Annotated in this window: 8 protein-coding genes; 5 read left to right on the top strand and 3 right to left on the bottom strand. The window is 73.8% G+C overall.

The window, feature by feature from the left end; genetic code table 11:
• The first annotated feature begins 53 nt into the window (after positions 1-53).
• Complete coding sequence (locus tag ABZ956_RS08735) at positions 54-962, top strand: hypothetical protein (RefSeq protein WP_361889006.1); 909 nt, start codon at positions 54-56, stop codon at positions 960-962.
• A 17-nt stretch (positions 963-979) separates the two neighbouring features.
• Here ABZ956_RS08735 and ABZ956_RS08730 read toward each other — a convergent pair whose 3' ends face one another.
• Complete coding sequence (locus ABZ956_RS08730) at positions 980-1666, bottom strand: response regulator transcription factor (RefSeq protein ID WP_361889003.1); 687 nt, start codon at positions 1664-1666, stop codon at positions 980-982.
• The gene (locus ABZ956_RS08725; protein ID WP_361889000.1) at positions 1659-3725 is read right to left on the bottom strand and encodes a GAF domain-containing sensor histidine kinase; all 2067 of its coding nucleotides are present in this window, start codon (positions 3723-3725) and stop codon (positions 1659-1661) included. Before ABZ956_RS08725 ends, ABZ956_RS08730 begins: the two co-directional genes overlap by 8 nt.
• Positions 3726-3939: 214 nt before the next feature.
• Between ABZ956_RS08725 and ABZ956_RS08720 the strand changes: the two genes are divergently transcribed.
• From ABZ956_RS08720 to ABZ956_RS08705, 4 genes are all read left to right on the top strand, one after another.
• Positions 3940-5031 (top strand): radical SAM protein, encoded by a 1092-nt coding sequence (locus ABZ956_RS08720; protein WP_361888997.1) that lies wholly within the window; start codon positions 3940-3942, stop codon positions 5029-5031.
• 41 nt (positions 5032-5072) lie between these two features.
• On the top strand, positions 5073-7637 hold the full coding sequence (gene lanKC, locus ABZ956_RS08715) for a class III lanthionine synthetase LanKC (RefSeq protein WP_361888994.1): 2565 nt from the start codon (positions 5073-5075) through the stop codon (positions 7635-7637).
• Positions 7638-7850: 213 nt separating this feature from the next.
• Positions 7851-10379: a class III lanthionine synthetase LanKC gene (gene lanKC / locus ABZ956_RS08710; RefSeq protein WP_361888991.1), complete on the top strand. Its 2529-nt coding sequence runs from the start codon at positions 7851-7853 to the stop codon at positions 10377-10379.
• A gap of 154 nt (positions 10380-10533) precedes the next feature.
• Entirely contained in the window at positions 10534-11061 is a 528-nt protein-coding gene (locus tag ABZ956_RS08705) for a hypothetical protein (RefSeq protein WP_361888988.1), read from the top strand.
• Positions 11062-11091: 30 nt separating this feature from the next.
• Here ABZ956_RS08705 and ABZ956_RS08700 read toward each other — a convergent pair whose 3' ends face one another.
• Positions 11092-12633 carry an MFS transporter gene (locus tag ABZ956_RS08700; RefSeq protein ID WP_361888985.1) on the bottom strand — a complete coding sequence of 514 codons (1542 nt, stop codon included), beginning with the start codon at positions 12631-12633 and terminating at the stop codon, positions 11092-11094.
• Positions 12634-12645 lie beyond the last annotated feature (12 nt).

The raw sequence follows: 12645 nt of genomic DNA, 5'->3' as shown, positions 1-12645 counted from the left end.
TGACGATGGCACGGGAGAGAAGCGGCAGAAGCAGCGTCCTCAACCATCCCCGCATGGCCACCGGACTCGACCAGGTCGTCCACGCCCTGCGGGGCAGGAGGCCGCCCCGCAGGGCGCAGCTGCCGGGCGAACCGCGCTGGCGTGGTGACTTCGTGGTCCCCGATCCGCGGGGGCCTCGGCTGCGGCTGCAGGACTTCGGCTACGCGGCCCACGAACTCAGCCACGGCTACGGCAGGGTGGACGACACCGCCCTCGTCGGACCGGTGCGGATCCTGACGCCGGAGGGCCTGGACTGCCTCACCGAGGTGTGCGACAGGCTCGAGAGCTCCGCCGGCACCGCCCGGTTCATCACCACGCGCAGGGTGCGCGGCGCCGATCTGATGTCGGCGTTCATCAACAACATGATCCGTGACCGGGGCTTCCTGCTGGCCTGCTCGCGGCTGGCGGGGGTGCCCCTGATCCCGCACCCGCTGCGGATCCCCACGGTGCAGGTCAACTACTTCGAGGCCGACGGCCGTTCGGACATCGTCAAGTGGCACCACGACGGCATGGACTACGTCCTGACCATCCAGCTCAACGGCTACGAGGACTACGACGGCGGGCGCTTCAGCTACTTCCAGGGCCGGGCGGACGAGTTCACCGGCGCCCGGGAGGGCGATCCGCGGATCAAGGAGGCGCCGTGCGGGGAGCGCGGGGCGGCGCTGTTCCTGCACGGGAGCCGGATCTTCCACGCCGTCTCGCCCGTGACCAGGGGGCGGCGGGTGACGGTGGTGGTCTCCTTCTTCTGCCCGTACTTCGCCCGGCAGGACTCCAACACGTTCTGGCACCTGGCCGCGGACGACGGCATTCCGGCCACGGTGCCGAACTGGCTGCGGCTGAAGTGGCCCGTGCGGGACGCGGCGATGGACTTCAGCATGCGGTCCGGGAGCCCCGTCATCACCTGGGAGGACCTGCGCGAGTAGGGCCTGCCGTCCCCTGATCAGCCGTGGCCCCGCGGCGCGTGCCGGAGGTAGGCCAGGACCGCGCTCACCCGGCGGTGGAGCTGCGGCTCCTCCGCCAGGCCCAGCTTGGCGAAGGTCGAGTTGACGTGCTTCTCGATGGTCGACTCGGACAGGACGAGCGCCCCGGCGATCGCCCGGTTCGTTTTGCCCTCCGCCATGTGCCGCAGCACGTCCAGCTCCCGCCGCGTCAGGGCGGCCAGGGGCGCGTCGGCGGCGCGGGTGTGGCTGCCCATGAGCACCTCGACGATGCGGGGGTCGACGACGGAGCGCCCCGCGGCGACCTCGCGCAGGGCGCGCAGCAGTTCGTCGAGTTCGCCGATGCGCTCCTTGAGCAGGTAGGCCAGGCCGTCGGTGCCGCGCTGGAAGAGGTCGAAGGCGTAGTTCTCGTCGGCGTGCTGGGAGAGCATGACGACGCCGATGCCCGGGTGGCGGGCGCGGATGGCGTGGGCGGCGGTGATGCCTTCGGTGTGGTGGCTGGGCGGCATGCGGATGTCGGCGATGACGGCCTCGGGGCGCAGTTCCTCGACGGCGTCGAGGAGTTCGGCGGCGTCGCCGACGGCCGAGACGACGTGGACGTCGCCGGTGTCCTCCAGCAGCCGGCGGGTGCCCTCGCGCACCAGGTAGTGGTCCTCGGCGATCACCACGCGCATCGGTTCCTCAGTCACTGATCTCCTCCCGCACCCGCTCGGCCAGCCTGGAACGGATCGTGGTGCCGCCGCCGGACCGGCTGGTGATCCGCAGGTCCCCGCCGACCGCTTCGATCCTGTCGCGCATCCCGGTCAGTCCCGAGCCCCGGGTGGTGTCGGTGGGGAAGCCGACGCCGTCGTCGGCGACCTCCACCACGAGCCAGCCCTCGCGGCGCGCTATGCGGATGGTCACATGGGTGGCGTCGGCGTGCTTGAGGACGTTGGTGAGCGCTTCGGAGACCAGGTAGAACGCGGACTCCTCGATGTCGAGGGCGAAGCGCACCCGGTCCAGGGACTCCTCGATGTGCACGGTGACGGGGATCGGCATCCGCCGGGCCCGGGAGGTGACGGCGGCCACCAGGCCCTGGTCGGTGAGGACCGGCGGGTGGATGCCGTGGGCGACCTCGCGCAGTTCGTCGATGACGCGGTAGGCGTCGTCCTGGACCTCGGTCAGCACGGTGTGGATGTCGCCGCCGCGGCCGAGCCGGTTGCGGGCCAGGCGCAGCTTGGCGACCAGGGCGACCAGGTCCTGCTGGATGCCGTCGTGCAGCCGGCGTTCGATGCGCCGGCGTTCGCTGTCCTGGGCGTGCACGATGCGGGCGCGGGAGGCGTCGAGCTCCCCGGCCTGGCGCTGCACCTCGTCGACGCGGGTGGACAGTTCCGCGGCGAGGCGGACGTTGTGGACGGCGAGGGCGGCCTGCCGGGCGAGGGTCTCCACCACGTCGTGGTCCTCGGGGGTGAACCGGCCCTCGGCCTTGGGCCCGTACTCGATGAGGCCGAGGATGTCGTTGCCGTAGCAGACCGGGAAGCCGCTTCCGGTGCTCGCGTGCGGGCCGGCGGGCTCCTCGCCGGCCGTTCCGACGTGGACGGGCAGGTCGCCGCCGCCCCCGAGACGGACCCGGGCCCAGCTCAGGTTCAGGCCCTGCTGCAGGCCGGCGGCGAGCTGGGGCGCCAGCCGGCTGAGGTCGTAGGCGTGTTCGAGGGCGCTGCCGAACTGGACGAGGAGTTCGAAGCTGCTGAGCCGGTCGCCGAACACGCGGCGCTCGGCGAGCTGGTTCAGCCGGGCCCGTACGGGCTGGAAGAGGGCGGTGGCGGTGACCGCGACCAGCACGGACAGGCCGATGGGGAAGTACTGGCCGGCGGTCAGCCCGAGCGTCATCGCCATGCCCAGGTACCAGCCGCTGATGATCAGCCACAGCGTGCCGTAGACGACCGAGCGGCGGATGACGATGTCGACGCCCAGGAGGCGGTAGCGCAGCGCGGCGTAGACGACGGACAGCGAGATCAGTACGTACGGCAGGGCCCCGAGGGCCGAGCCGATGAGGTAGAGGATCCCGGACTCGCCGTGCCAGGGGCGGAACAGCCGGGAGACGGCCCGGCCCAGGAAGAGGACGGCGGCCGTCGCGCCGATGGGCAGCAGCGCGGCGATGTCGCGTTCGCCGGCGGCGCGGGCGCGCAGGCAGCGTACGACCAGCAGCGCGCCGCCCACTCCGGGCAGCCATGCCTCGGGGTAGTAGAACACCGCGTACTCGACGATGCGGGTGGGCACGCCCGCCAGCGGAAGGGCGACCGGCAGGACCAGCAGGGCCCACAGCGAGCGCAGGACGGGGCGCTCGTAGCGGAAGCGGAAACGGCCGTCGGGCAGCAGGGCCAGGAGGTGGGCGACGAGGAGGGAGACCGCGAGGTTGTCCCACTCCGTCGGGAGGACCACCAGGGAGGCCTCCAGCGAGGGCAGGCCGTTCTCCGGTGCGCTGAGGTCCCAGCCGAACCAGGTGGTCAGCAGGGCCGAGGTGTAGCGGATGCCGATGCTCACCGAGAGCGCGGTGCCGATGAGCAGCAGCCGCCGGGCGACGGGGCTGGCGGGGGCGTGCCACCACGCGAACAGGCCCGCGCAGTAACAGGGCAGTACGGCGCCCAGGATCCAGGGCAGGGTGACGGTGTTGTTCCGCAGCAGAAACGCTCCGGTCGTCACCGCCCACAGCAGGCAGAGCCCGCCCGAGAACGCGGCGATCCGTATCGCCCGTTCGCTACCCCTCACGCCTGCCCCTCACGAGCGACATTATCGACGACCGTCCTGGCGGCGGTCCGGATGATGACGCCGCGGGTCGTATCTGCCACGGGACGTATAGCGGAAAACCTCCATGGAGATCGGAGGATTCCGGGATGTGCGCGGCGGGCCGGGTACGGCAGGCTCGGATTGTCTGCCATTTGCCCGGACTCCCCGCGTGACGGCCCGGACTGACGATCGATTTGTGCGATTCAAGGAAAGCCGAAAGGGAACCATGAGCGTGTCTTCCGGTCCCGAGGTGGTCGTCTGGGACACCACCTATGCCTGTCCCCTGCGTTGCTCGCACTGCTATTCGGAGGCGGGCCGGCGGGCACCGCGGCAATTGAGCCACGAGGACATGCTGCGGGTGGCCGACGCCCTGATCTCGCTGAATCCCCGGGTGGTCGCGCTCTCCGGTGGTGAACCGCTCCTGGTCAAGGGGATCTTCGAGGTCGCCGGGCGGCTGTCCCGGGCCGGGGTGAAGACCGCCGTCTACACCAGCGGCTGGATCATGGAGCCGTGGATGGCGACCGAGCTCGCGAAGGTCTTCGACGAGGTCATCGTGAGCCTGGACGGCGCGACGGCGCAGGTGCACGACCGGATCAGGGGCCGGCGCGGCTCCTTCGACCGGGCGCTGAGCGCCCTGACGCTGCTCGACGGCGTGGCCCGGGAGCGCAGGCGGCTGAAGCAGTCGCCGCTGTGGTTCGGCATCGACTGCGTCGTCGTGCGGAGCAATTTCCCGCAACTGGAGGAATTCTGCACGGCCATCGCGCCGCGCTTCGGCGAATTGCGGAGCGTGACCTTCAACGCGGCCGTTCCCGAAGGGCTCGCCAGCCGACCGGAATTCGGCCACTTCGAGCTTCTCGACGATGCCCAGGTAAAGCAGTTGACGAGTGAGCGGCAGCGCGCCCGGCTGCAGGCGCTGGCGCCGGAAGGAGTGAAGATCTTCGCCACCGACAATCAGAATCTCGTCATGCGTCCGGACCGTTTCGCAAGTGGCGTCGACAGTCTGGTGATGCAGATCGAGCCGGACGGTGCCGTCCGTGCGTTGCCGGTCTACGAAGGAACCGTGGGAAATATCCTCGACGAATCCCCGATGGATCTGTGGTATCGCGGGGTGTCGCGGCTGCGGGACCCCTTCGTCGTGGAGACCCTCTCCGCCGTGCGGACGATGCAGGACTGGGCGGAGGCCGTCCGGCGGATGGATTACCACTTCGGTTCGCCGGAGGTGCGGTCCCGGATCGACCGCCGCTCGGTGCGGACGAATCCGCCGGAATTCAGCGCCCTCGCCCTGTGACCCGGTGACCGACCGGAGTCCTCGCCCGAAAGGCACGCGCCGTGCTGACGCTCAGGGACTACGACCGCTTCGCCCTCGCCGACCCCGTCTTCTACGACACCCCCGAGCGCTACCCCGACGACCACGACCGGCTCGCCGCGGCCCGCCGGACGCCCCCGCAGGGCTGGCAGCGGGCCGAGAGCGGCTGGTGGATCACCTTGCGCCCGCCGGGGAGCGAACCGCCCGCGCAAGGCTGGCAGATCCACGTCTCGGTCACCCCGGAGAGGCTGGCGCGGGCGGTCGACATCGTCTGGGGACACTGCGTGCGGGCACGGCTCGCCTTCGACTTCGTCCGCAGCCCGGCCACGGCCCGCGAGTCGCTCGGCCACCGCGCGGAACGGCTGCCCGACCGGCACCTGGTCACCCTGCACGCCGGCGACGAGGCCACCTTGACCCGGACCCTGGGCGTACTCGCCCCCCTGCTCGACGGATTGGCCGGCCCGTACCTCCTGGGCGCCCTGCGGCACGGCCCCGGCCCGCTCCACGCCCGCTACGCCGCCCCCGCCGGCGGGCCGCTCGAGCGGCCGGACGGCACGCTCGTCCCCGCACCGCGCCGGGCCGTGTTCACCCTGCCCGAGTGGGTGCCGCTGCCCGAGGTGCTGCGCGCCGACCGGCAGGCGCTGCACGCCCCGCCCGCCGGCCACTTCCCCTACCGGGCCGAACGGGCCCTGGGCCTCAAACACGGCGGCGGGACGTACCTCGCGACCGACATCCGCACCGGCGACCGGGTGGTGCTGCGCGAGGCCCGGCCCCACGCGGGGCTCGACCGGCGGGGCGAGGACGCCGTCGCCCGCCTGGGCAGGCGCCGGGCCACCCTGGCACGGCTGGCCGGTCTGGGCTGCGTGCCGCGCCCGGCCGGGCACCTCACGCGCGGCGAACACCACTTCCTCGCCGAGGAGTACGTCGAGGGCACTTGTCTGCGCCGGGCCGCCTCGGCCGCCTTCCCGTTGACGTCCGCCGAGCGCGCCGAGCGGGAGGCGGGCTCGTACACCGCGTGGGCCCTGGGCGTGCTGGAGAGCGTCGGTCAGGCGCTGGACGCCGTCCACGACAGGGGCCTGCGCCTGGGCGAACTGCGCCCGCAGGACGTCCTCGTGCGCCCCGGCAGCCGGGCGGTGCTCGTGGGCCTGACGTCGGCGACGCACCCGGGCGAGGACCGGCCGCCGCCCGTCGGCGACGGCGACTTCGCGGTGCCCGCGGGCCTCACGGGCCGGGACGCGGCCCGGTATCTGCTCGAACGGCTGCGGCTGTGGCTGTTCCTCCCCCTGCCCTGCCCCGGGCCGCGGAAGCTGCGGACGCTCGCGGCCGCCGTCGAGGCGCACTACCCGGTCCCGGCGGGCTTCACGGCCCGCCTGCTCGCGGGACTCTCCCCGGCCGGGCCCCCGCGGGAGGACCGGGCGGGCGCGCTGCTGGCGGCCCCCTCGCCCGACTGGCCCACCATCCGGGACTCCTTGGTGCGCGGCATCCACAGCAGTGCCACCCCCGGCCGGCGCGACCGGCTCTTCCCCGGCACGCCGAGCGGGCCGGCCGACATCGGCGGGGCCGCCTTCGGCTACGGCGCCGCCGGCGTCCTCTACGCCCTGCACCGGGCCGGGGCGCACGTCCCGCGGGCGTACACCGACTGGCTGACCGAGGCGGCCCGGCGGGACGGCAACCGCCGGCCCGGTCTCTACGACGGCCTGCACGGCGTCGCGTTCACCCTGGACGTGCTCGGGCACCGCGCACAGGCCCTGGAGGTCCTCGACCTCTGCCCGGCCTCGTGGGACCGGTCGGCGGCCGCCGACCTGGCCGGGGGCCGCGCCGGAATCGCCCTGACGCTGCTGCACTTCGCGGCGGCCACCGGCCGGGCCGCCCTGCGGGAGAGGGCCCTGCGCCTGGCCTCGGAGCTGGGCCGCGCCGTCGACGACGGCCCGTTGCCCGCCCTGCCGGGCAGACCCCCGCCCTACGGCCTGCTGCACGGCGCCACCGGCGTCGCGCTGCTGTTCCTGCGGTTGGGCCAGGAGACCGGCGAGGCGTCGTGGCTCGACCTCGCCGACCGGGCGCTGCGGCACGATCTGGGCCGGCTGCGGACCCTGGAGGACGGCACCGTCACGCTCTTCGACGGCACCACCGGCCTGCCCTATCTGCACGGCGGCAGTGCCGGGGTCGCCCTCGTCCTGCACGAGGTGCTGCGGCACCGGCCCGACCCCGGCAGGGCCGCGGTGCTGGACGGCATCCGGCGCACCTGCGACGGGGTGTACGTGCACAACGCCGGGCTGCTGCGCGGGCGGGCCGGGGCGATCGCCACGCTCGCGGCGGTGGGCGGGCCCGCGGACCGGCCGGCCGTGCTCCGGCAGGTCCGGCGGCTGGCCTGGCACGCCCGCTCGCACGAGGGCGAGCTGGCGTTCCCCGGCTTCCGGATGCTGCGGCTCTCCTCGGACCTGGCCACCGGCGCCGCGGGCGTCCTGCTCGCCCTGGATTACGCGTTCGGGGGGACCGGGGGAATCGGGGGGATCGGGGCGAAGGGCCCCGTCCTTCCCTTCCTCGGCTCGCGGTCCCCCGCCGTCCCGTCCGCCCCGGAAGGGAGGTGAACGACGTGTCGGAGATTCTGGAGCTGCAGGAGCTGGAGGAGGAGACCCCCACTCAGTGGCCGTGCAGCAACAGCTACCACAGCACCCTCGGACAGGTCTGATCAGCCCCGGCCGGCGCGACCGGCCGTCGCCCGCACGGTGACGGCCGGTCGCGCCGCCGCGCCCCATACCGAGGGGGCTCAGAAGACATGGGAGGACATGGGAGGAGACAGCATGCTCGCTCAAGGCCACCTCGTCGCGGACCCCCTCTTCGTGGACACGCCCGCCCGCGTCGAGGACACCGCCAGCCGGTTCGCGCGCGCCCAGCAGCCGACGCCGCCGGGCTGGCGGCGCGTGGAACGCGACGGCTGGGTCGCCCTGCGGCACGCACGGACACGGCTGCCGGAACAGGGCTGGAAGATCCACGCCTCGGCGACGGCCGAGGAGGCGCCCCGGGTCGTCGACGCGGTGTGGGAGTACTGCGTCGAGCGCGGCATCAGCTTCAAGTTCCTGCGCAGCCGCACCCTGCTGGCGCTCGTCAACTGCAAGCGGGCGCCCCGGTCGGCCGGCGGCAAGCTCGTCACCATCTACCCGCGCTGCGAGGAGCTGCTGGAACGGACGCTGCGGGAGCTGTCGTCGCTGCTGCGCGGGGTGAAGGGGCCGTACATCCTCAGCGATCTGCGGTGGGACGAGGGGCCGTTGTACCTGCGCTACGGCGGCTTCTCGCCCCGGTACTGCTTCGCCCGCGACGGCGAGTACGTGCCGGCCGTCGTGCGCCCGGACGGGCGGCCGGTGCCCGACGTGCGCGGGGCGGTGTTCAAGGTGCCGTCGTGGGCCGGGGTGCCGCCGTTCATCGACACCCGCATCCGGGCCGCCCGGGCGAGGACCGGCGACAGCCTGCCCTACCGCGTCGAGAAGGCGCTGCACTTCTCCAACAGCGGAGGCGTCTACCGGGCCGTGGACCCGGCCACCGGGCGGCGGGTGGTCCTGCGCGAGGCACGCCCGTACGCCGGCGTCGACGACAACGGCATGGACGCGGTGGCCCGGCTGGCGCGCGAGCACAGCGTGCTGCGGCGGCTGGCCGGCCTGGACTGCGTGCCGGAGGTCATCGCCCGCACCCGGCACTGGGAACACCACTTCCTGGCGGAGGAGTTCGTCGAGGGCGAGCCGCTGCACGAGGCGATCGCACGCCGCCATCCGCTGTTCCATCCCGGCGCGGACGAGGAGGCGGCGGCCGCGTACACGCGGTGGGCGTGCGGGGTGCTCGAGGGCGTCGAGGCCGCGACGGCCGCGCTGCACGCGCGGGGCATCGTCTTCGGGGACCTGCAGCCCGGCAATGTGCTGGTGCGGCCCGACGGGAGCGTGTGCCTGGTCGACTTCGAGACGTCCTTCGACATCGGGGAGGACTTCACCCCCGTCATGGGGACCGCCGGCTTCATAGCCCCCTGGGCCCGTTCGGGGTTCGCGATCGACTCCTACGCCCTCGACTGCCTGCGCCTGGCGCTCTTCTGCCCGCTGACGGAGCTGCTGCGCTTCGGCGGGGGCAAGCACGAAGAGCTGATCCGCCTGGTGGAGGAGCGCTTCCCGGTGCCGCCCGGCTTCGGCGAGCGGCTGCGCGCGGGGCTCGCCCCGCCGCCGGCCGCCTCCCCCGCGCCGTCCTCCACCTGGCCGGCCGGCCCGGCCGGGCACGACGACGGGGATCACGGCGAGAGGTGGGAGGCGGTCCTCGCGTCCTTGCGCGACGCCATCGTGTACAGCGCCACACCGGAGCGGGAGGACCGGCTCTTCCCCGGTGACGTCAAGCAGTTCGACGGCCAGGGCACGGCTCTGGCCTTCGGCGCGGCGGGGGTGCTGTACGCGCTGCACGCCACGGGGTACGGCGGCGGCCCGCGCTTCGAGGGCCACGTCGACTGGCTGGCCCGGGCGGTCGAGCGCACCCGCTGGCCGCGCCCCGGGCTGTACGACGGGCTGGCGGGCGTGGCGTACGTACTCGACGCGCTGGGCCGGCCGCAGCAGGCGCGCGAGACGCTGGGCCGGCTGACCGGCTTCGACCTCACCGGCTGCGGGGTGGGACTGTTCGGCGGCCTCGCCGGCATCGCCCTGGCCCAGCTGCACTTCGGCGAGCTGGAGACGGCGCTGCGCCTCGGTGACCGGCTGGCGCGCGCCCTGGAGGGCGACGGGCCGGCGGACCCCGCCGGGGTGGGCCTGATGCGCGGCTGGTCCGGGCCGGCGCTGCTGTTCACCCGGCTCTTCGACGAAACGGCCGACGTGCGGCACCTGCGCCGCGCCGAGGCCGCCCTGGCCCGGGACCTCGCCTCCTGCGGGGTCTCCGGCGGCCGGTACGTGCACGTGCGGGACGGCCAGCGCCGGCTCACCACGCTCGGCCGGGGCAGCGCGGGCGTCGGTATCGCCCTCGACGCCTACGTCCGCCGGCAGGAGGACGTCCACTTCTCCCGGCTGCGGGACCGCATCCGCGACAGCCTGGGCACCGAGCTGCTCCTGTCGTCCGGTCTCCTGGACGGCCACGCCGGGCTGCTGTACGCCCTCGCGCACCTGGGCGGGCCGGTGAGCGCGCGCCGGGCGCAGCTGCGGGGGCTGGGGCTGCACGCGGTGCGGTACGAGGGGCGGTTGGCGTTCCCGATGGACGGGCTGCTGCGGCTGTCGATGGACCTGGCGACGGGTACGGCGGGGGTGCTGCTCGCCGTGCACGCGGCGACGGGGCCCCAGGCGGTGGCGTCGCTGCCGTTCCTGCGCCCGGAGTGAGGGCCGGGCGCCGGGGTGCGCGCGCTGCGGCGCGGGCCGCGGACGCGTGCTGCGGGAACCGTGAGCACCGGTGTGGCCGGGGTGATCACAGGGGGTAGGCAGGGGCCGTCGAGCGCGCCGGTCCTGGCGCGTCAGAGCTCTCGAAGGGGTACGCATGTTCCGTAAGCGCGGTCTCGGTGTCGCGTTGTGCTCGCTCGCACTGATCGGCGCGGCCATGGGCTGGGCCCCTGCCACACAGGCCCACACCCCCATCAGCTGCACCGGAGACGCGAACACCTCCTACAGCCCGGGGTTGAGGCTCACCCCCCAGCGGATCTCCGTCCAGGAGGGCGTCGCCTACACCTGCACGACTGCCCCGGGCCGCGTCACCGCGGCCACCAGCCACATCGTCGGGGAGTCCCCCGGCGGCACCTGCCTGGCGTTCCATGCCATCAGGGCGCGGGAGACGGTGCGCTACGGGGACGGGTCGACCTCGGTGATCTTCTACAACACCGGCCGTGCCACCCGGGTCCTCGGCGTCAACACCGTGCGGCTGGCCGGCATCGTCGTCTCGGGGCGCGGCCAGGGCGGCCACGCCGAGCGCGTCATGCAGGTGACCCCCGCCGGTACGCCGGCGGCCTGTGTGACCCGGGAGGGCATCCAGTCGTCGAACGGCCAGGTGCAGATGCGCATCCTGCCCTGAGGCCACCGGGGTTCCGGGCGGCCGTCTCCTTCAGTGGCCGCCCGTCACCTTGAAGCCGCGGGGCACCATCAGCACCGCGAGCAGCGTCACGGTGACGACGATGCCGGCCGAGACGTACGCGGTCGTCGTGAGCGCCGTGTCGAAGGCGGCGCGCGCGGCCGCCAGCACCTGTCTGCCGGTCTCGCCTCCCGTGTCCCCGGCGACCTCGGCCGCGCCGCCCACCGATTCGCGGGCGAGGTCCCGCTCGCCCCCGCTCAGCGGAAGGTCCGTCATCCGCCGGGCGTAGACGGCGCCGTGGATGCTGCCGAGGAGTGCCACGCCGAGGCCGACGCCCAGTTCGTAGGAGGTCTCGGACACCGCGCCCGCCTGCCCGGCCCGTTCCGCGGGCACGGAGGAGACCAGGACCGAGGCCGAGGCGGTGATCGCCAGCCCGTCGCCGAGGCCGAGCCCGGCCAGCACCAGGGCCACGACGGGGTAGGTGGTGGGTTCGGGGGCCAGGGCGAGCAGCAGGAACCCGGCCGCCAGGGTGCCCAGGCCGATGGCCAGGACCGAGCGGACGCCCATGTGGTGCATCAGCCAGGGCGAGCACAGCGAGCCGGCCAGCATGGCCAGGGCCGAGGGCAGGGTGCGCAGCCCGGCCTCGGACGGGGAGTAGCCGTGCACGTACTGCAGCCACAGGGAGATGAGGAACAGGGCGGCGCCGATGGCCAGCATGGCCAGGAGCGTGGCCAGCGCGGCGGCCAGGAAGGGGCCGTTGCGGAAGAGCCGGACGTCCAGCAGCGGGTCCTCCAGCCGGAGCTGGTGCCAGGCGAACACGGCGAGCAGCGCCACGCCGAGGAGGAGCGTGCCCACGTCCTCGGCCCGCAGGCTGCCCTTGGCGACGTGCTTGATGCCCCAGGCGAGCGCCACGATGCCGGCGATCGACAGCAGCGCGCCGGGCCAGTCGAGCCGTCCGTGCTGCGGCGCCCGGTACTCCGGCAGCAGGCGGATGCCGGCCACGACCGTCACGACGACGACCGGCACGTTCACCCAGAAGGCCGCCTGCCACTCGAAGTGCTCGACGAGGAACCCGCCGATGAGCGGCCCCACGCAGGCGCCCGCGCCGGCCACGGCGGCCCACACGCCGATGGCCAGGGCGCGTTCGCGGGCGTTGGTGAAGATGTTGCGGATCAGCGAGAGCGTCGAGGGCATCACCATGGCGCCGCCGAGCCCCAGCAGGACGCGGCCGCCGATGAGCTGCGGGGAGCTGTGGGCGGTCGCGGCGACGACGGAGGCCGCCCCGAAGAGGACGAACCCGCTGAGGAAGAGCAGCTTGCGGCCCCACCGGTCGCCGACGGCGCCGGTGGTGACGAGGAGGCCGCCCAGGACGAGCCCGTAGATGTCGATGATCCATAGCTGCTCCAGCGCGCCGGGCCGCAGGTCGTCGATGAGGGAGGGCAGCGCGACGTTGAGGATGGTCGCGTCCATGGCGACGAGCAGCAGGCTGGCGCAGAGCACGGCGAGCATGGCCCAGCGACCGGCCGTGGGGGCCGCCGGGGCCATGGCCCCGGCCTCTTCGGGAGCTCGTGTCATGGGACGACACCT

The organism is Streptomyces sp. NPDC046261, assembly GCF_040646235.1.
Lineage (GTDB): Bacteria > Actinomycetota > Actinomycetes > Streptomycetales > Streptomycetaceae > Streptomyces.
This window is presented reverse-complemented; position numbering and strand designations above follow the sequence as displayed.